At 40.6% G+C, this 21,167-nt stretch carries 17 protein-coding genes; 8 read left to right on the top strand and 9 right to left on the bottom strand.

Going from position 1 to position 21,167, the window contains the following annotated elements; all coding sequences use genetic code 11:
* Positions 1 to 9: 9 nt before the first annotated feature.
* Both L1264_RS11055 and L1264_RS11050 read right to left on the bottom strand, forming a co-directional pair.
* A complete protein-coding gene (locus L1264_RS11055) occupies positions 10 to 792 on the bottom strand; it encodes a YggN family protein (protein ID WP_135923558.1) in 783 nt (260 codons plus the stop codon).
* A 105-nt stretch (positions 793 to 897) separates the two neighbouring features.
* On the bottom strand, positions 898 to 3,327 hold the full coding sequence (locus tag L1264_RS11050; RefSeq protein WP_199526064.1) for a zinc-dependent metalloprotease: 2,430 nt from the start codon (positions 3,325 to 3,327) through the stop codon (positions 898 to 900).
* Between the two features lie 160 nt (positions 3,328 to 3,487).
* On the opposite strand from L1264_RS11050, the gene L1264_RS11045 reads away from it, so the two are divergent.
* Positions 3,488 to 4,456 carry a class 1 fructose-bisphosphatase gene (locus L1264_RS11045; protein ID WP_199526062.1) on the top strand — a complete coding sequence of 323 codons (969 nt, stop codon included), beginning with the start codon at positions 3,488 to 3,490 and terminating at the stop codon, positions 4,454 to 4,456.
* A gap of 120 nt (positions 4,457 to 4,576) precedes the next feature.
* Here the strand turns inward: L1264_RS11045 and lpdA are convergent, their stop codons facing one another.
* The 6 genes from lpdA to ampD form a co-directional block, all read right to left on the bottom strand.
* Entirely contained in the window at positions 4,577 to 6,001 is a 1,425-nt protein-coding gene (gene lpdA / locus L1264_RS11040) for a dihydrolipoyl dehydrogenase (RefSeq protein WP_138557162.1), read from the bottom strand.
* Positions 6,002 to 6,189: 188 nt separating this feature from the next.
* On the bottom strand, positions 6,190 to 8,094 hold the full coding sequence (aceF, locus tag L1264_RS11035) for a pyruvate dehydrogenase complex dihydrolipoyllysine-residue acetyltransferase (protein ID WP_199526061.1): 1,905 nt from the start codon (positions 8,092 to 8,094) through the stop codon (positions 6,190 to 6,192).
* 9 nt (positions 8,095 to 8,103) lie between these two features.
* On the bottom strand, positions 8,104 to 10,770 hold the full coding sequence (gene aceE, locus L1264_RS11030; RefSeq protein WP_135923553.1) for a pyruvate dehydrogenase (acetyl-transferring), homodimeric type: 2,667 nt from the start codon (positions 10,768 to 10,770) through the stop codon (positions 8,104 to 8,106).
* Between the two features lie 84 nt (positions 10,771 to 10,854).
* Complete coding sequence (pdhR, locus tag L1264_RS11025; RefSeq protein ID WP_036965924.1) at positions 10,855 to 11,604, bottom strand: pyruvate dehydrogenase complex transcriptional repressor PdhR; 750 nt, start codon at positions 11,602 to 11,604, stop codon at positions 10,855 to 10,857.
* 423 nt (positions 11,605 to 12,027) lie between these two features.
* Entirely contained in the window at positions 12,028 to 12,879 is an 852-nt protein-coding gene (gene ampE / locus L1264_RS11020; protein WP_138558586.1) for a beta-lactamase regulator AmpE, read from the bottom strand.
* 21 nt (positions 12,880 to 12,900) lie between these two features.
* Positions 12,901 to 13,443 (bottom strand): 1,6-anhydro-N-acetylmuramyl-L-alanine amidase AmpD, encoded by a 543-nt coding sequence (gene ampD, locus L1264_RS11015; RefSeq protein WP_135923551.1) that lies wholly within the window; start codon positions 13,441 to 13,443, stop codon positions 12,901 to 12,903.
* Between the two features lie 189 nt (positions 13,444 to 13,632).
* Here ampD and nadC point away from each other — a divergent pair, with 189 nt between their 5' ends.
* The 7 genes from nadC to yacG all read left to right on the top strand — a co-directional run bounded on the left by nadC (position 13,633) and on the right by yacG (position 20,934).
* Positions 13,633 to 14,481 (top strand): carboxylating nicotinate-nucleotide diphosphorylase, encoded by an 849-nt coding sequence (gene nadC, locus L1264_RS11010; RefSeq protein WP_199526059.1) that lies wholly within the window; start codon positions 13,633 to 13,635, stop codon positions 14,479 to 14,481.
* 495 nt (positions 14,482 to 14,976) lie between these two features.
* Complete coding sequence (locus L1264_RS11005) at positions 14,977 to 15,399, top strand: pilin (RefSeq protein WP_199526057.1); 423 nt, start codon at positions 14,977 to 14,979, stop codon at positions 15,397 to 15,399.
* A 491-nt stretch (positions 15,400 to 15,890) separates the two neighbouring features.
* The gene (locus L1264_RS11000; protein WP_199526055.1) at positions 15,891 to 17,120 is read left to right on the top strand and encodes a type II secretion system F family protein; all 1,230 of its coding nucleotides are present in this window, start codon (positions 15,891 to 15,893) and stop codon (positions 17,118 to 17,120) included.
* Between the two features lie 146 nt (positions 17,121 to 17,266).
* A complete protein-coding gene (locus tag L1264_RS10995; RefSeq protein WP_199526192.1) occupies positions 17,267 to 18,163 on the top strand; it encodes a prepilin peptidase in 897 nt (298 codons plus the stop codon).
* A gap of 2 nt (positions 18,164 to 18,165) precedes the next feature.
* Positions 18,166 to 18,768 carry a dephospho-CoA kinase gene (gene coaE, locus L1264_RS10990; RefSeq protein ID WP_199526193.1) on the top strand — a complete coding sequence of 201 codons (603 nt, stop codon included), beginning with the start codon at positions 18,166 to 18,168 and terminating at the stop codon, positions 18,766 to 18,768.
* 189 nt (positions 18,769 to 18,957) lie between these two features.
* Positions 18,958 to 20,634, top strand: a complete 1,677-nt coding sequence (pilB, locus tag L1264_RS10985; protein WP_199526194.1) for a type IV-A pilus assembly ATPase PilB — start codon at positions 18,958 to 18,960, stop codon at positions 20,632 to 20,634.
* Between the two features lie 66 nt (positions 20,635 to 20,700).
* Positions 20,701 to 20,934 (top strand): DNA gyrase inhibitor YacG, encoded by a 234-nt coding sequence (gene yacG / locus L1264_RS10980; RefSeq protein ID WP_135923543.1) that lies wholly within the window; start codon positions 20,701 to 20,703, stop codon positions 20,932 to 20,934.
* A 30-nt stretch (positions 20,935 to 20,964) separates the two neighbouring features.
* On the opposite strand, the gene L1264_RS10975 is transcribed toward yacG, so the two are convergent.
* Positions 20,965 to 21,167, bottom strand: a 203-nt coding sequence (locus tag L1264_RS10975) for a hypothetical protein (RefSeq protein ID WP_235403997.1), incomplete at its 5' end; no start/stop codon positions are given.

Here is a 21,167-nt window from a genome sequence, read left to right as displayed (position 1 = left end):
TAAAAAAGGCTATGACTTAATTTGCACTAAGTCAAAATCTGCCATTCCAGGCACTATTTTTTGTAACCTTGATTCAGTTACATCTAAAGAGTTTAAACATTCACAGTACTCAGAAGCTTTCATCTCAAGCTGCTCTGCTTTTTTTTGCAGTGATTTATCAATTTCTTTTGAGATGATATCCATTCGCTGTCCCATATCGTTGATACGATCTTCGATATTCCCTTCGCGCGATTTAAACGCATCCCCCAGCGACACTAAAATAGCCCCCAGTGAACCGTGAACTGCGGAGTGAATTTTTTGGCTAATTTCCTTAGTGAAGAAATCATCGATTTTCGACAGCGACTGCGGAGCAATAAAGAAAAAGTCATCGCCACGCTTAAACTTATCCATCAGCGCACGTTCAACATATTGCAGCTGAGTTTTTAGTACTTCAGGCTCTTTATCTGACATACCTTCAACGACCTGTTCAATCGCACTTAAACCGAGATTTACACCATCAGTCGCAAGGTCTACTAGCTCTGGGACGGTTTGTCTGATACCACGGCTAAACTGTTCAACAACTTTGCTTTCTTCGGGGCTCAAATCAACCCAGTAACCACGAATAAATAATTGCTTATCGTTATTAATTTGTACCCGTGTCTGACCTTTATCAACGATACGAATAACATCGTCAGTAATAATTAAGCCATGACTAAGCTCAACATCACATTGTTTTTTTTCAAGGGTAGCGTAGCTGGAAAAACTAGAGAATGTAATGGCCGCTGCCAACAACGAGCGAGAAAAGAACGCCATATACACCTCAATAAGACAAAAAAGGAAGGCCGCTAGATTAGCAAATATCCAGTTTTATGCAAGTAAAACGCCTAGCTGTGCTAGGCGCCTTAAAACACAGGAGGGTTAAATTGGTGAACCCGGTGGCATTGGCAACACTTTAAAGTTGGCAGGCCATTCACCACTTTCTAAAAAGTGACTGATTTGCTCGCTTAAATATTGCTTGAATGCACTGTTACCAACTGATGCGCTGCCTAGCATTGATTCTTGCTGATAACTCTTTGCTAGTTTAGCTAAGTAGTAACGAAGTTGGGCTTGTACCTCGGGTGCGACTTCGCTGCTTGCGACTAAATCGGCAAACTGTTTCGCTGTTAAAAGCTGCACACGCTGGCTAATTTTACCTGCCATCCCTGAAGCAATTTTTTGCTCAAAAACTTGCTGATAAGTTTGCGCTAATAGCGCATCTAAACCATAAAATGCATCGCTTCTTGCTTGCTGCTGCGCTAAGCGGTTAATGCGTTGGCTATTAAAAAGTAGATTCAAACTATGTGCAGCAGCCACCTCAGGCAGTGCCATAGCATCAAGCGTTAGTCCTGTGCGACCAACAATGCTCTCCCGTGACTTAGATTCACCATACGCTTTTGGTGGAATAAGCGCTAATACCGACTCAGGTAAAACAAGGTTCTCGGCTTTTAGTGTAGCAAGCACTGCATCGGCTGCCGCTTGTTGTGTTTGCTTTGCAACAACCTGCGCCCCTTTAGGCTGTGAGCCATCGCGCACTTCGTACTCGTAATTCACACCAGCAATTAGTTTAACCGCAGCTTCTACTTGGTAACGGTGGAATAAATAAAGTGGCACCAGCATTTCTTCTAGTTGCGATAAAGCAGTGCCCGTTTTGATGTTCTCAATGCCAAAGCTCGTCAGCGCTTGTTTACGAACATCAAGTACACGCATTAGCTCATCACTCGGTGAACTACCGTTATCCCATAAATGGCCAGTTGGGTGAGCACCACCTTGAGCGCGGGCATCACTGTCTGAGATAAACTCCAGCCCTTTACTTTTGTTTTCAGCTAAAATTGCGGCCAATTGCTGTGCTTCATCTTGATTAGTGAAATCACTATAGCCGTATTTAATCACTTGAGTATCCCAAACGCCCATACCAGCAGCATAGCCTCGGCTTACATCTAACTTACCTTGCTCATTAAAGCTCAGTAACGGATGTGGATAATCCATTACAGAGGCTCTGTCAGCCACTGACGCTGCAAAGTTATGCGAAATACCTAAAGTATGCCCTACTTCATGGGCGCTTAATTGACGAATACGATCAAGTGCCATGGCTTGTAAACGCTTAGCCACTTCATTGCCTTCAAAGTATGGAGCAGCTAATGCTTCTGCAATTAGGATGTCTTGACGAACACGCAGTGACCCGAGTGTCACATGACCTTTGATAATTTCGCCTGTTCGCGGGTCAATCACAGAGCTGCCATACGACCAGCCACGTGTTGCACGGTGCACCCATTGGATCACGTTATAGCGCACATCCATAGGGTCTGCATCATCAGGTAATACTTTAACGATAAAAGCATTCTTGTAGCCTGCTGCACTAAATGCATCATTCCACCATTTAGCACCATCAAGTAACGCTGTTTTAACTGGCTCAGGTACGCCAGGATCTAAATAATAAACAATCGGTTCAACGGGTTCGCTGATTGGTAAGCTCGGATCTTTTTTCGCTAAACGATGACGTGGGATGTAACGTACATACATAGACTCACCCAGCGCAGCCGCATAATCTTTATGCTCAATGCTCCAAAAACCTGCTTGAGGATGGAATTTGCGCGGGGTGTAATTATCATCAGGTAACTCAATTAATGAATGATGCATATGCACTGTCAGCGCATAGGGGTCGGCACTCACTTGGCGAACATACTTACCCGGGTTATTTCCTTGAAAAGTAAGCACGGCTTCTAATTCTGTATTTTTTTCAAATGCTTTTGAACGCGCTAAATAAACTGCACTGCGGTTGCTATCTAAGTTAAAACTTCCTTGCCCGGTTGCCGATAAACGGCGGCTCACACCATGAACATCGCTTAATAGGTAAGGTGTATAATCAACTAATACAGCAGTGTCTGATTGAGCAACAACACTAAAACCCGCTAAAATACTTGATGCGAATGCTTCTTTAATACTTTGTTGTTCCGCAAGATTATTAGTGTTAGCGCGGTAATAAGTATTAATGGCTCTTAGCATCACCTTATCACCAAAACGCTCAAACTGTACCAAGTGAGTATCACCTAACTGACCACGATCTAAGCCAATATCGTTTGAGCCAACACCGTAAGGTAGGCTTTGTTGTAATAAAAATTGCTGATCGAGTTTATCCACCTCAAGGTACAATTTGCCGTTTTCTGTATCGTAATAAAATGAAAAATAGCCCGAAAAATGAGTCATTTTTTCAGTAAAATCATTTATAGACTTAATTGCTGCGTGTGCTTGAGTTATCATAGTAAGTAGCACAGTTAAGAGCAGATATCGTAGTAATGGTATTTTTTGCATAATCTTATCTTTGTTATTCGCGTTTTAAATACTGTATAGGTATTAAGCAGTATAAAGTACCGTTTATAAAAATCAGCTATTTAAGACGAAATTCAGCGCTTGCTAAGACATTCTCTCTCACACTAAAAATGTCTGGCTACAACGTTATCAGGAAAATAGAATGCGTAGACTCCCACCGGTATTGTTAGAAGATGGTTGCCCTCGTGAACTGATCTCATTGATCAGAACGGTACTTGCGGCATGTAAAGAGATTTCATTTCGTGTTGGTCAAGGCGCCCTATCTGGCGTATTAGGCTCAACCCTAGACGAAAACATTCAGGGTGAAACACAGAAAAAACTCGACGTTCTAACTAACCAACTTTTAAAAGATATTTTATTAGAATCGGGCTACGTAAAAGCCATTGCCTCTGAAGAAGAAGACTTCACTGTTGCAGGTAATCCAAATGCCAACTACATTGTTGCATTCGACCCACTTGACGGTTCATCAAATACTGATATCAACTCGCTCGTTGGTACGATTTTCTCAATTATGGCGGCGCCTGAAGGCTCTGATCCAGCTGACCCTAGTATCTTTATGCAACCAGGTAAGAACCAAGTTGCGGCAGGTTACGTGTTATATGGCCCATCAACCGTATTGGCTCTTACCACAGGTAAAGGCACGCGCTTTTTCACTTTAGATAAAACTCACGGCACCTTCTTATTAACGCAAGAGTTTGCAAAAATCCCAGAAGAGACCAGCGAATTTGCTATCAATGCTTCAAATCAACGCCATTGGCAACCTGCGATGCAAAATTATATTAACGATTTGCTAGCCGGTGACACAGGCCCGCGCGACCGTAACTTCAATATGCGCTGGATTGCTGCAATGGTGGGGGATGTTCATCGTGTATTATGCCGTGGTGGTATCTTCACGTACCCAACAGACACGAAAGATCCAAACAAACCAAACAAATTACGTTTATTATACGAAGCAAACCCAATGGCAATGCTAATTGAGCAAGCTGGCGGTATTGCCTCTACAGGTACTGAGCGCATCATGGAGATTCAACCTGATGCCATCCACCAGCGAGTGGCGGTGATCTTAGGCTCTAAAAATGAAGTTGAAACCTGCTTAAGCTACCATAAGTAACCCGAGCTCTTAATAACAAAAACCGTGCTTGTAATAACAAACACGGTTTTTTGTTGCTCCAATCTAAATACAAAAAACCCAGCCTAAGCTGGGTTTTTTAAAGCTATTCATTAAAAGAACTTACTTCTTTTTAACTGCTTTTTTGTTTGGAAGGTCAGTGATTGAACCTTCGAAGATTTCAGCAGCTAGACCGATTGATTCGTTTAGCGTTGGGTGAGCGTGAATAGTTAACGCTAGGTCTTCACCGTCTGCGCCCATTTCAACTGCTAGGCCGATTTCACCTAACATTTCACCTGCGTTGATACCAACCATAGCACCACCGATAACGCGACCTGAGTCTTTATCGAAGATTAGCTTAGTTTGACCTTCAGTACGTGCTGAAGCGATTGCACGGCCAGAAGCAGCCCATGGGAATACCGCAGTTTCGATGTTTAAGCCTTGCTCTTTAGCTTCTTTCTCAGTTACACCAACCCATGCGATTTCTGGATCTGTGTATGCGATTGAAGGAATGCACTTAGGATCGAAGAAGTGTTTCTGACCTGAGATAACTTCTGCAGCAACGTGAGCTTCGTGAACTGCTTTGTGCGCAAGCATTGGCTGACCAACGATATCACCGATAGCGAAGATGTGATCAACGTTTGTTTTAAGCTGCTTATCAACATTGATGAAACCACGCTCATCAACGTTAACGCCTGCTTTATCAGCGTCAAGTAATTTACCGTTAGGTGTACGACCTACAGCTACAAGTACTTTGTCGTAACGTACTGCGTCAGCTGGTGCGTTTTTGCCTTCGAATGAAACGTATAGACCGTCTTCTTTCGCTTCAACGCCAACTACTTTAGTAGAAAGCATTACGTTGAACTTGTTCTTAACGTATTTTTGGTAGATCTTGATAACGTCTTTATCAGCTGCTGGTACTAATTGATCAGCAAATTCAACTACGTCGATTTCAGAACCTAGCGCACGGTATACAGTACCCATCTCAAGACCGATGATACCACCACCTAAAACTAGTAGTTTTTCAGGAACGTCTTTAAGCTCTAGTGCACCTGTTGAGTCAATTACACGGTCATCTTCAGGGATGAAAGGTAAATTAACAGGTTGAGAACCTGCAGCGATAATAGCATTATCAAATGTGATCGTTGTTGTACCGTCTTCACCTTCAACAGCTAGTGTGTTGCTACCAGTGAATTTACCGTAGCCATTAACTACTTTCACTTTACGCATTTTAGCCATGCCGTCTAGGCCGCCAGTTAATTGACCGATTACAGACTCTTTCCAATCACGGATTTTGTCTAGGTCGATTTCAGGCTTACCAAAAGTAACGCCGTGAGATGACATTTCTGCAGCGTCATCAATCACTTTAGCTACGTGTAAAAGTGCTTTTGAAGGAATACAACCCACATTTAGACATACACCGCCTAATGTGTTGCGAGATTCTACCAATGTTACTTCTAAGCCCAAGTCAGCAGCACGGAAAGCCGCAGAATAACCACCAGGACCACCGCCTAGTACAACAACTTGAGTTTTTAATTCGTTGCTCATGCTATTACCTTAAATGTTTGAACGGGACACTGCCCCTAAGTTTAACTGCCATGTTTCTGCAAGGCAGAAAGGGAGAGCAGATATCTATACCAAGATTGTTCTATGGCAAAGATTGTATCATTGCCAATGGTAAAAATCCCAGCAAAAAACACCTTGCTGGGATTTGATTCTTATAAATTATGAGACGATTACATCACCAATTGACGAATATCGCTCATGTAGCTTGCTAGCGTCACAGTAAAGCGTGCTGCTAGTGCACCGTCAATAACCCTATGGTCGTATGACATTGATAATGGAACCATTAATTTAGGTTCAAACTCTTTGCCGTTCCACTTAGGTTTCATTTCTGACTTAGATACACCCAAGATAGCAACTTCTGGCGCATTCACAATTGGCGTGAACGCTGTACCACCGATACCACCAAGGCTTGAGATTGTGAAACAACCGCCTTGCATATCAGATGAAGTTAGCTTGCCGTCACGTGCTTTAGCTGAAATTTCCATTAATTCACGAGAAAGTTCAATGATGCCTTTTTTATCAACATCTTTGAATACTGGAACAACCAAGCCGTTTGGTGTATCAACCGCAACACCAATGTTGATGTACTTCTTCAAGATTAAGCTTTCGCCGTCTTCAGACAGTGAAGAGTTAAACGTTGGGAATTCAGCAAGTGCTTTCGCCGCCGCTTTCATCACAAACACAAGTGGTGTGATTTTAACACCCAGCTTTTTCTTCTCAGCAAGCGCGTTTTGCTCTTTACGGAATGCTTCAAGGCTTGTGATATCCGCTTCGTCAAACTGTGTAACATGCGGGATTTGCACCCAGTTACGGTGTAAGTTAGCACCTGATAGCTTCTGAATACGAGAAAGTTTCTTCTCTTCGATTTCACCAAACTTAGCAAAATCAACCTTAGGCCAAGGGATAAGACCTAACTCACCGCCACCCGCATTACCTTTACCTGCAGATAGTTGACCTGACTCAACTTTCTTCACAAGGTCTTTTACGTAGTTTTGTACGTCTTCTTTAACAACACGATTCTTACGACCCGTACCTTTTACGTTTGCTAGGTTAATACCGAACTCACGCGCTAAACGACGAACAACTGGTGATGCATGTGCATACGCTTTGTTATCTGCAAAACCTTCGTTGCTTGCAGGTGCTGATGCAGGCTTTTCAGCTGCTGGTGCTTTTGCAGCAGGAGCGGCTTCAGCTTTTGCAGGAGCAGGTTCAGCTGCAGCGGGTGCACTACCGGCTACTTCAAATACAAAGATAAGTGAGCCAGTTGATACTTTATCTCCAGCTGCTACTTTGATTTCTTTAACTGTACCGGCAAATGGTGCTGGTACTTCCATTGATGCTTTATCGCCTTCAACGTTTAAGATTGATTGATCTTCTTCAACCTTATCGCCAACAGCAACCATCACTTCGGTTACTTCAACTTCATCACCACCTATATCTGGCACGTTTACTTCTTTAGTGCCAGATGAAGCAGGAGCAGCTTCTGCTGAAGCTGATTCTGCTTGAGTTGATTCTGCTGCAGGTGCTTCAGAGCCGCTTGATGCCGTTTCAAAAACGAAGATTAAAGAGCCAGTTTTTACTTTATCGCCAGTTGCGATTTTGATCTCTTTAACAGTACCAGCAAATGGCGCAGGTACTTCCATTGATGCTTTATCGCCTTCAACGCTTAATAAAGATTGCTCTTCTTCAACCGTGTCACCTACCGCAACCATGATTTCAGTTACTTCAACTTCATCATCGCCGATATCTGGTACATTAACTTCTTGCGTTGCAGAAGCTGAAGATTGTTTAGTTGGCTCTTCTTTAGCTTCTTCTTTAGCTTGTGCTGGTGCAGCTGCTTGTTCTTCACCTTCGAAGATCATGATAAGTGAACCCGTTGTTACCGTATCACCTTCAGCCACTTTTATTTCTTTGACCGTACCTGCTTGTGCAGCAGGTACTTCCATTGATGCTTTGTCGCCTTCAACCGTTAATAACGACTGATCAACCTCAACCTTATCACCAACGCTAACAAGGATTTCGGTTACTTCAACTTCATCGCCACCGATATCTGGTACTTTAATTTCAATACTCATTGGAACCTCTTATGCGTATAGCGGGTTAACTTTGTTTGTGTCGATGTCGAACTTCTTGATTGCTTCAACAACCACTGACTTCTCAACTTCACCACGTTTAGCAAGCTCTGATAATGTTGCAACCACAACATAGCCCGCATTAACTTCGAAGTGACGACGTAAGTTTTCACGGCTATCAGAACGACCGTAACCATCTGTACCCAACACTTTATAGTTGCTGCTTGGAACAAATGAACGAACTTGTTCTGCGTAGTTCTTCATGTAGTCTGTTGCTGCAACAGTTACTGCATCTGTTAATGCATTTGTGATGTAAGCAGTCTTTTGTTCTGCTTCAGGATTAAGCATGTTGAAACGCTCAACATCTTGACCATCACGTGTTAACTCGTTGAATGACGTTACAGAGAATACATCTGAACCAATGCCATATTCTTCGCTTAGGATTTGTGCCGCTTTACGCACTTCCATCATGATTGTACCTGAACCTAGTAACTGTACTTTTGCTTTCTCGCCAGCCACAGTTTCAAGTTTGTAGATACCTTTACGAATACCTTCTTCAGCGCCTTCAGGCATTGCTGGTTGATGGTAGTTTTCGTTCATTAGCGTTAGGTAGTAGAACACGTTTTCTTGGTCTTCACCGTACATGCGACGGATACCGTCTTGCATGATTACTGCTACTTCGTATGCGAATGTCGGATCATAAGAAATACAGTTAGGTACAGTGTTGGCAAGAATGTGGCTATGACCATCTTCGTGCTGTAAACCTTCGCCGTTAAGTGTAGTACGACCAGCTGTCGCACCTAGTAAGAAACCACGTGCTTGTTGGTCACCAGCCATCCACGCCATATCACCTACACGTTGGAAACCGAACATTGAGTAGTAGATGTAGAATGGGATCATCGGTAAGTCGTTAGTGCTGTAAGATGTTGCAGCAGCAACCCATGATGACATTGCACCTAACTCGTTGATACCTTCTTGTAGTACCTGACCTGATGTCGCTTCTTTGTAGTAAGAAACAATGTCACGGTCTTGCGGCGTATAGTTTTGGCCATGCGGGTTGTAAATACCGATTTGACGGAATAAACCTTCCATACCAAACGTACGCGCTTCATCAGCGATGATAGGAACGATGTTTTTACCAATGCCTTTGTCTTTTAGTAACACGTTAAGTGCACGTACAAAGCCCATTGTTGTTGAGATGTCACGTTTTTGCTCTTCAAGTAGCGGCTTGAACGCGTCAACTTCAGGTAATGTTAACTTTTCAGAGAACTTAGCAATACGCTTAGGCGTGTAACCTTGCAGTGCTTCACGACGTGCGTGAAGATACTTGTACTCTTCAGAACCTTCTTCAAGTGTAAGATATGGAAGGTCTTTAATTTCTTCATCAGAAACCAAATCTTGAAGACCTAAACGTGAGCGTAAGTGCTCAACGTGTGTCATGTCCATTTTCTTAACTTGGTGCGCGATGTTTTTACCTTCAGCTGCATCACCCATGCCATAACCTTTTACAGTTTTAGCTAGGATTACTGTTGGACGATCTTTGGTTTCTTCCGCTTTTTTGAATGCAGCGTAAAGTTTTGATGGCTCATGACCACCACGCTTAAGTGCGAAAATTTCTTCATCAGTCATATCAGCAACAAGTGCTGCTGTTTCTGGGTAACGACCAAAGAAGTGCTCACGAACGTATGCACCATCTTTCGCTTTATATGTTTGGTAATCACCGTCAATGGTTTCGTTCATTAACTGCAGTAATTTACCTGTTGTATCTTTGGCTAGTAGGATATCCCAACCGCTACCCCATACAACTTTAATCACGTTCCAGCCAGCGCCTTTGAATAGACCTTCAAGCTCTTGAATGATCTTGCCGTTACCCATTACTGGGCCATCTAAACGCTGTAAGTTACAGTTGATTAGGTAACATAGGTTATCTAGCTTCTCACGCGCAGCAAATGAGATTGCACCACGTGATTCTGGCTCATCCATCTCACCATCGCCTAAGAAAGCGTATACACGTTGGTTTTTAGTGTCTTTTAAACCACGACCATCTAGGTATTTTAGGAAACGCGCTTGGTAGATTGATGCAATCGGACCAAGACCCATAGATACTGTAGGGAACTGCCAGAATTCAGGCATTAATTTAGGGTGTGGGTATGAAGGAAGACCTTTACCATCAACTTCTTGACGGAAGTTATCAAGCTGCTCAGCTGTTAAACGACCTTCAACAAATGCACGTGCATAGATACCAGGAGAAATATGGCCTTGGTAATACACTAAGTCACCGCCGTCTACATCGTTTGGTGCTTTGAAGAAGTGGTTAAAACACACTTCATAGAATGCAGCAGAAGACTGGTAAGACGCCATATGGCCGCCTAAGTCTAGATCTTTTTTCGACGCACGTAATACGATCATGATCGCATTCCAACGGATGATTGAACGAATACGACGTTCAATGTTTACGTCACCTGGGTAAGCAGGCTCTTGATCTACCGGAATGGTATTAACGTAGTTAGTAGTCGTGCCAGTAGGCATATCAACACCGTCTAAACGGGCTTGCTCTAACACTTGCTCAAGTAAATATTGAGCTCGTTCTACACCTTCTTCGCGCACAACAGATTCAAGGGCTTGTAACCACTCTTGTGTTTCTAGCGCGTCTACGTCAATTTTATTGACTTCAGACATATGGAGGTTTCCTTATGTTTAAAATACTAATTATTTTAATAAATCTTAAATTAAGTAGTTAACTAAACTTAGCTAATCACTTGCTTAATGTTGTTTGGTGCGTCTTAAACTACGTTCAATCCGCGAATGCTCTTTGCCAGCCTCAAGTAAGGCTTCTTCGATAAAGGCTAAATGAGCATTACTAGCAAGACGTGCTTGCTCTGGGTTTCCTTCAATAACCGCATCCATCAACAGTCGCCTATGCTCTGCAAGCTGTTGGCTGATCTGTGGTTTTTTTAACAGTACAGTTAAATTCTGTAATACATTTTGCTCTAGTAAAGCCTGCATCCCTCTGACTAGATGTAGTAACACCACGTTATGAGATGCTTCAGCCACACTAAAATGGAATGCATTAATGGCTTTTGCTTTTTGCACAATGTCATCGTTAACAAGCGCGATATTATCAAAGCTTTGTTTTACTTTTTTAAAGTCATTGGTGGTACCACGCATAGCCGCGTAATAAGCCGCGATCCCCTCAAGGGCATGACGAAATTCAAGTAAATCAAATTGTGATTCTGGATGCTTACTGATCAAATCAAAAAGCGGATCAGTGAGCCCCTCTTCAAGTTGATTTTTTACAAAGGTTCCGCCGCCTTGGCGACGTGTCACCAAGCCTTTTGCTTCTAGCTTTTGGATTGCCTCACGCAGTGAAGGTCGCGACACTTCAAATTGTTTCGCAAGCTCACGTTCCGGAGGCAGCTTTTCACCTGGCGCTAACGATCCCTCGAGAATCATATTCTCAAGTTGCTGTAAAATAACATCAGATAATTTTGCTGCTTTAATCTTTAAAGACATTTATTAACGTCCGCATTGTTATGCATTAACCCTATAAATATCGGGTACTTAACTTTGTGCCTTGACCAAAAAGGTAAATTGGTCATACCAAATTGAGGCATACGTTATCAAAAACCCGTATTTCTGTCAATTTCAGTGCGATTTAAGACTAATAACACCCTAACGCAATTCGCTTAAAGATTAAACAGTATGGATTAAAGTGACTTTTTCTGAAGGAAAAAACAATAAAAAATAAATGGTCAGACCAGATAGGTAAGCACTAGGTATTACATCTAAGCATTTAGTCATCAGATAGTAGATGTTAGTCTATTTGAATGACTTGGAAGCAAGTACAGGTAGGATGCACTTCAGTGCTGAAAAATCAGAACTCAATAGAAGTGCACTAACAGAGCAATTTATGAATAAAGTCATTCCTACAATCTACTACGCCAAACCACCAAATAAAGTAAGTGCTGCAATAATCACTAAAAAGAACAATACATTTCTTTTTACAAGTTTCATCATGCAGGTGGCTTCGTAAGTACAGCCAAAATGTTGTTGCTCTATTTGCTCAGCAGCAAGTGCGGTTTGCGTAACGACTTTTCGGTTACTAACTGAAAAGTCGAGCACATACTTCAACCAACAACTGGTGCCTTTATTAAAGTTACCAATCACTAAATAACCAAAGCTAGCAACACGTGCTGGTAACCAATCGAGCCAAAACAGTAAGCTATGAATCAGTTTAAAACGTTTAGCATAGACAACACTGTGATCGTCCCTTACCTTGTCTGCAAAGGTTCGAACTAGTGCATAAAGCACCGCGCCTGGTACACCTAAAACCACAAACCAAAAAATCACTGCACAATAAAAACGAAAATTTAGCCATGCTAGCGTTTGCCCAAATGTCTCACCATGGGGCTGATCTTCTGTTTTCTTTTGCCCCATCTGTAATGCAAATAAAGAAGCAGCTTCTTGATCGTTACGTGTTAATGCATTTAAGTATGACTTATATAAAGCACGCTGCTTAGCACAGCCAAAGCAAACCAACAGTACAGCAACATTCACAGCTAACTGCCAAATTATAAAATCTGAGAATTGATAAACTAGTCCAACGGCAACCACTGGTAACATTAACCAAATCAAAAAGCCTATTGGGGAATTGAATAAGCCTTTTTCTGAAAGGTGTTTTTGCGAGTGCTTAAGATAGGAGTTGGCATAAAAACCGATTTGCCAATAATCAGCCCGCGCCCCTAAACGCTCAATCACCAAAGCAATAATTATTGAAATTAAGATCATGCTTTTACCTATATCCTTTAACTAAAACACTAAATCAAAATAGTATTGCCAATCGAAACTTCTACCTGGATCCGTTTTTCGGCCCGGTGCAATGTCACAATGACCAACGATACGCGAACGATTAATATCTGGGTACTTTTCGATTAATGCCGATGTCACCAAGTGTAATGCATTATATTGTGCTTGGGTATACGCTTGCGTGTCGGTGCCTTCAAGCTCAATACCAATACTAAAGTCATTACAGCGTTCTCTGCCTTCAAATGTTGATACGCCTGCATGCCAAGCTCGTTTGGTAAAAGGAACATACTGAATTATCTCTCCTGTACGACGAATAAAGCAATGGGCGGAAACCCGCAAACCCTCTAAATCAGCAAAGCTCTCATGCGCAGAACAATCAATACATCCCATAAATAAATCATCAACATAAGGTGTTGCAAACTGCCCTGCCGGCAAAGAAATATTATGAATGACCAATAATGAGACTTCATTATCAGGGCGTTCATCATAATGTGCACATGGACGTTGTAACACATTGTTTAATTGACCAAGTTCATTTATATGCATTTTAAAAACTAACAATGACAGTAAAGTTAAATAGTGTAAATGGTTAAAAACTTAGGGTCTAGTTAGATTCATTTTCGCTAAGGAGGATGCGATTAAGCCTCCTCTACTGGCGGTCGATCTTTAACTTCTAATAAGGGGTTAAACATAGTAAAATTTCGCCAATTTATTCATAAACAATGAGCTTTCTACATGTCAGTCCCTCACTCTTTAATTAGCCAATTGGTTAAACTTGCCCTTGATGAAGATTTGAATTACCAAAGCGCCGGTGACGGTGATATCACCGCACAGCTGATACCTGAAAACGAGCAAGCGAATGCCAAGGTAATAACTCGTGAAGACTGTGTATTTTGTGGAAAAGAGATTATTTTAGAAGTATTTAACCAAGTCGATCCAACAGTGAAAGTTGATGTACTGGTAAATGATGGCGATAAAGTCGCAGCGAATGCCACTTTGTTTACAGCATCTGGTTCAGCTCGCGCTATTTTAACTGCAGAGCGCACGGCCCTTAACTTTGTACAAACACTTTCTGGCACAGCAACAACAACTGCTCGTTATGTAAAAGAGCTAGAAGGTACAACCACACAGCTACTCGATACACGCAAAACAATTCCTGGCTTACGGGCGTTACAAAAATACGCAGTTAAATGTGGTGGTGGCGCGAATCACCGCATCGGGCTATTTGATGCATTTCTTATTAAAGAAAACCACATCGCTGCATGTGGCGGTATTGATAAAGCAGTAGCACAAGCAAAAAGCAACCACCCTACAAAGCCAGTTGAAGTAGAAGTTGAATCACTTAATGAGCTTGAGCAAGCAATCACTGCGGGTGCTGATATCATTATGCTCGACAACTTCACCGTTGAGCAAATTCAGCAAGCAGTCACAATAACAGATAAGCGCGCAAAACTTGAAGTGTCTGGCAATATGACACTCGAAACTCTTAAAACTTACTCGCAAGCGGGTATAGATTTTATCTCGAGCGGTGCACTTACAAAAAATTTACAATCAATCGATCTATCCATGCGATTTAACGGCTAACTTCCCCTTTATACGTATTTAGTGACTTACCTAATTTATTGACAAGAAAATAAAAAAAGCATTAAATACGTAAAAAGCTTAGGTGAGTAACAAAAAACATACATTTGTTTGATGCAGATCAACCTTTTGTACTAAACTACTCATAACTAACATTTAAACTACAAACATTTCAATGATTTACAACAGGCGTATAGACTTTACTAATGGGTTCCCCCTATTTTAGAGGCTTGACCTGTCTCAAAGTAAGGCCGGAAAGTTCAGAAAAACTGCTTGTCTTACAGTAAAATAGCTTTCAAATGCATTGAATAATGCTAAAGTAATTTTATATGCTTTGAACATGGGATGTTTTTTGAAAACTTTGTTATCAATCACGCTATATTTGAAGACATTTAAATTAAAACTGTAAGATTTAACCTGTAAGTTGAGCCTTGGTTTTACAACGCTGAAGTTATAGCTAAACTTACTAAATCATCATATCCTTTAGGAGAGGAACAAATGACACAACAAAAGCAACAGGGTTTCACCCTAATTGAATTAATGATTGTAGTTGCAATCATCGGTATTCTAGCAGCTATTGCACTACCACAGTATCAAGATTACACAGCTAAATCTCAAGCTGGTTCAGCTTATGCTGAAGTTTCAGCTTTAAAAACTCAATTTGAAGTTGCTGTAAACCAAGGTAAAACTCCTTCCTTAACTAATACTGATGTAGGCTATATTGGTCAGACAGTTAATGGCGGTACATACTGTACACTAGCTATAACGGGCATTACATCTATCACTTGTACTATGAAAAATGGTAATGCGGGTAAGATTAACGGTAAAACTCTTACTTTAAATAGAAATGCTGAGGGAGTATGGTCTTGTGCTTCTGGTAATGGTTTAGAGAATAAATTTAAGCCAGGTAACTGTAGCTAATATTTATATCTATCACACAAAGGGTAGCTCGATTGCTGCCTTTTGTGTTTTAATTTTTTAAAATATTACTAAATAACAATATACTCTAACCTACTAAATTTAATTTAAAACATCTTACCATCATAAAATCCTAATATAAAAAAGTGAAATAAAAATTATTTTTTAGTAACTAGAATATATTAAAAAACATATGGCATGCTTATTAATTTATATCTCGCCAACCTCCATAACACATTCAATTAAAACAATAAATATACAAAGAAAGTTCATAAAATAGCGTTATTATTTATAATTTCATTCACTAAAAACCATGCTAAATTTCGTAAAGAGCAAAATAATACATTAGAATATAATAAAATAAAAACCACTACAGCATCTTTGATATACTTGGTATTAAGTGTAACATTTACGCTAAACTAGAGAGTGTTAAAGTTATTTTTTCGCTATTAGTTCATTCGTTTGCGGGGTAGAAGAATCCCAATGGTTAATATATGACTCAAAAAACTGATAATAAAAGCCATGACACTTTCTTATGGGCAGGTGTAAGTGCTCGAGGGAAAAAACTGGAAGGAGAACTTTCAGGTAGCAGTGTAGCACTCATAAAAGCACAACTACGTAAACAAGGTATAACTCCCTTAAAGGTTAAGCGTAAGCCTAAACCCCTATTTGGCATTCAAAGTACGCAGAAAATAACGTCTAAAGATATTGCTCTTGTGACCAGACAAATCGCAACAATGTTGATGGCTGGCGTCCCTTTAATACAATCTATTGAAATGATTGGCAGTGGCTCAAAAAACAAAAGCGTCGCAAAATTAATGGAAAGTATTGGCGATGATGTAAAAGCAGGTATGCCTTTATCGCAAGCTTTACGTAAGCACCCTCGCTATTTTGATGATCTATATTGTGACTTAGTCGCATCTGGTGAACAATCGGGCGCACTTGATAAAATTTATGACCGTGTTGCGCTTTATAAAGAAAAAGCAGAAGCCTTAAAATCAAAAATCAAAAAGGCCATGTTTTATCCTGTTGCGGTCCTTGTAGTTGCTATTATCGTAACATCAATTCTATTAATTTTTGTTGTACCGCAGTTTCAAGATATTTTTAATGGTTTTGGCGCAGAGCTACCAGCCTTTACTCTTATGGTAATTGGTATTTCGGAGTTTATGCAAGAATATTGGTGGGTGATTTTGATTGCACTTATAGCAATAGGTTTTATTTATAAAGAAGCTCTTTTTAAAAGTAAGAAGCTCAGAGATGCTAATGATAGAGCTATTTTAAAACTCCCAGTTGTTGGTATGATTTTAAATAAAGCCGCAGTTGCGCGTTATGCACGTACCTTATCAACAACCTTTGCTGCAGGTGTACCTTTAGTGGATGCACTCGATTCAGCTGCTGGGGCTTCTGGTAATGCAGTATACCGTTATGCGATTTTAGAAATAAAAGCCGAGGTAAGTTCAGGTAATCAAATGAACTGGGCAATGCGCAACACAAAAATTTTCCCTGATATGGTAGTGCAAATGGTTGCTATTGGTGAAGAGTCAGGTTCACTAGATGGTATGCTTGCAAAAGTGGCAACTATTTATGAGCAAGAAGTGGATGATGCCGTTGATGGCTTATCAAGCCTACTTGAGCCTCTCATTATGGTTGTTTTAGGTGTACTTGTAGGCGGTTTGATTGTTGCAATGTATTTACCTATATTCCAACTAGGGTCTGTAGTGTAAGCTGTAAGCTGTAAGCTGTAAGCTGTAAGCTGTAAGCAACACACTAAACCTTAATAGATAGCTTGCAATAAAAAAATAAATAATAAAAACGGTTCAACACAGCGAAATAAAATCGGCCTATAAATGGCCAGAAGTTAGGTAATTTAATGGAAAACTTTTTTCTTGATATAACCACTGCAATGCAAAGTCAGCAGTGGTTTTATTTTTTGACTGTGGGCTTAGTTAGCCTGTGTATTGGTAGCTTTTTAAATGTGGTGATTTATCGTTTGCCACTGATGATGAAACGAGAATGGCAAACGGAATGCCGTATTGTATTGGCCGATGAGCTCAATTCAAAACAGCAAACAGTACAAGACCCCTTTAACTTAGTAAAACCTAATTCAACTTGCCCTACATGCAAAGCAGCGATAAAAGCTTGGCAGAATATTCCTGTTATAAGTTGGTTATTACTCAAAGGTCGTTGTGCCAGTTGCAAAACACCGATTTCGGTGCGTTATCCTATTGTTGAAATTTTAACAGCTGTTTTAAGTTTAATAGTTGCAGCTGTGTTTGGTCCAACTAAATTAGCTCTACTTTATATATTAATTACTTGGGTTTTGGTCGCTTTAACCTTCATAGATATAGATCATATGTTACTGCCTGATCAGCTCACATTGCCATTGGTTTGGTTAGCATTAATTGCTGCAACTTTGGATATTACCATTGCGCCGAGCGATGCTATTATCGGCGCCGCAGTTGGCTACCTGAGCTTATGGAGTGTCTACTGGTTATTTAAGCTTGCTACTGGTAAAGAAGGCATGGGTTATGGCGACTTTAAACTGTTAGCCGTGTTTGGTGCGCTACTAGGCTGGCAAGATATTTTAACTATCGTGCTATTATCAAGTGTCGTTGGTGCCATCATTGGCATTACACAAATAATCATTCAAGGTAAAGATAAAACCACGCCAATCCCATTTGGGCCCTACCTGGCGATTGCTGGTTGGGTCACTTTGCTATGGCGTGAGCAAATTCAAGCCTATTACTTTAACTTTTTAGGTTATTGATTGTGGCAAAGTGGATTTTAGGAATTACTGGCGGTATTGGCTCTGGAAAAAGCGCGGTAAGCGCAATGTTTGAAGAACTTGGAATTAAAGTAGTCGACGCTGATGTTGTTGCCAGAGAAGTTGTCGAGCCAGGCTCAACGGGTCTTAAAAAAATTACTGAATATTTTGGTGATGAAATACTCACGAGTAGCAGCACACTCGATCGCGCAAAACTAAGAACAATAATCTTTGCTGATGAATCTAAAAAACAATGGCTAAATAGCTTATTGCACCCGCTTATTAGAGAATCAATGCTGAGGCAATTACAAAAGGCCACCAGCTCCTATGTAATATTAGTTGCACCACTACTATTCGAAAATGGCTTAGAGAAATTTTGTAACCGCACTTTGCTCGTTGACGTTCCGGTTGAGGTGCAAATAACGAGAACCACAGCACGCGATGATGTTTCCACTGAATTAGCTGAGCAAATCATAGCCTCACAAATGTCTAGAGACGATAAACTACTAAAAGCGGATGATATTTTAGATAACAATCGCCCTCTTAGGGAGGTTTTTCTAACAGTTAAAGAGTTACATCTCTCATATTTAGCATCTGCACAACAATAGCTAATTAAAAATAGAATGCTAATATTAAATAGCACGCCAAAACCAGTACAAAAGAATTACCGAAAAATATAAACACATGAGTTTATGATGATTTTACTTTGCAATTTTGACTAAATCAGACAAGACTGATGTTACACCCTAATTTTTTCTGGTAGATTGTGGCAAAGATAGGCTCAACTTAGGTGCGCAATGAATATAAACTCACCGCTTCTTAGAAAGTATATTACTCTTGGTCGTATTGATGCCGAGACAGTAAAGTTAAAACAAAAAGAGTATAGCTCTACCGCAGAGCTTATCGCCAAAAGCTGTGGTATGAATGGCCATGAACTTGCCGAGCAATGCACCGATCTATTTCGTGTTCCCTATTTTGATATTAAAGACTTTGATGTCACAAAAGTATCTGAAGAACTGATCAAAGAAAAACTCATTCGCGAGCATCACATTCTGCCACTTGTAAAAAAAGGCAGTAAACTTTATATAGCAGCATCGGATCCGACCGACTATGGCGCATTTGAAAACTTTGAGTTTAGTACAGGTCTCTCATGCGAAGTCGTGGTTGTTGATTACAATCAACTCGAAAAGAAAATTGAGCAATTATTTGATGCAGCAAGTGGTTTGCATTTAAGTGAAGACGAATTTAAAGAACTTGGTGACCTAGACAGTAACCCAACAAAAGATCTGACAACAAAAGATGAAGACAAAGACGATGCACCGATTATTGTCTACATCAATAAAATTTTAATGGATGCAATTAAAAAAGGCGCGTCGGATTTACACTTTGAACCTTATGAACACCGATATCGTGTGCGTTTTCGGATCGATGGTATTTTGCATGAGATGGCAAGCCCGCCAAATAGCTTGGCTAGCCGCTTATCTGCACGTATCAAGGTTATGTCGCGACTAGATATCGCAGAAAAACGTAAACCTCAAGATGGTCGTATTAAGCTTAAAATAACCGAACGTAAAAGTATCGATTTTCGTGTAAGTACATTGCCTACATTATGGGGCGAGAAAATCGTAATGCGTATTCTCGACTCATCAAGTGCCATGCTCGGTATCGATGTCCTTGGCTATGAGCCTGAGCAGAAGAAGCTTTACATGGATGCACTTGAGCAGCCACAAGGGATGATCTTGGTGACAGGTCCTACAGGGTCTGGTAAAACCGTATCACTTTATACCGGTTTAAACATTCTCAACCAGCCAGAGCGTAATATTAGTACCGCCGAAGATCCTGTAGAGATAAACCTTGAAGGGATAAACCAAGTACAAATTAATCCAAAAGCTGAAATGACCTTTGCTAACGCATTAAAAGCATTCTTGCGACAAGATCCTGATGTTGTCATGGTTGGTGAGATCCGTGATCTTGAAACCGCTGAAATCGCGATTAAAGCAGCACAAACGGGTCACTTAGTTTTATCAACTCTACACACAAACTCAGCGCCAGAAACCCTAACTCGTCTTTTAAATATGGGGGTGCCTGCTTATAACGTAGCAAGTTCAATTAGTCTTATTATTGCACAGCGTCTAGCAAGACGACTTTGCCCTAAGTGTAAAACACCAGAAACACTACCTGATGAAGAACTGATTCGCCAAGGTTTTGATAAAGACAAGCTTAGTGAAATACAACTATTTGCACCTAAAGGTTGTGATAGTTGCACTGAGGGTTATAAAGGACGTGTTGGTGTCTATGAAGTAATGCAGATCACACCTGAAATTGCGCAAATTATTATGCGGGGTGGTAATTCCTTAGAGATTGCAGAAGTAGCATTAAGATCAGGATTCAATAACTTACGATTATCTGGACTCAAAAAAGCCGCAGCGGGTGTCACCTCACTTGCAGAAATCAACCGAGTAACGAGTTTCTAACTCGTTACTGGATTCTCTCACTCCAGTTCAGTAAGATCAGCCTAAATGAATTATTGAGAAGCAGCAATGCCAACTGTTGTAAATTGTCCAACTTGTAAAGAAAAAGTGGAGTGGTCAGAACAAAGTCCGTTCCGTCCATTCTGTTCAAAACGATGTCAACTTATTGATTTAGGTGAGTGGTCATTCGAAAATAATCGAATTTCAACACCTATTAGCAACGCTAATGAGCTTAGCCAAGATATGATTGAAGATATTGAAGCCATGCTCGCCAAAAATGACGACTCATTCTTTAAAGAGTAGATTTTAAGTAGTACCAATCCGCAATAATACTTAATCATTTTGAGGGATTAAACCTGTCGCTACCTGGGTTAAAAATTTCTGATTTACGACGGCATGGATGCAGAAGGTAGAGCAATGCAGGATCAATTGCCGAGCACAACTAAATAACGAAATTTTTGCCTTGTTATCAACGAGGTTTTGCTGCCTCAAAATAGACCACTTTATTAAGCGCATTGGTATGAAATACAAAAACT

Source organism: Pseudoalteromonas sp. APAL1, assembly GCF_021532475.1.
GTDB classification, from domain to species: Bacteria; Pseudomonadota; Gammaproteobacteria; order Enterobacterales; family Alteromonadaceae; genus Pseudoalteromonas; species Pseudoalteromonas lipolytica_C.
Note: the sequence above shows the minus strand (reverse complement) of the source record. Positions and strands in the feature narration are given on the sequence as shown.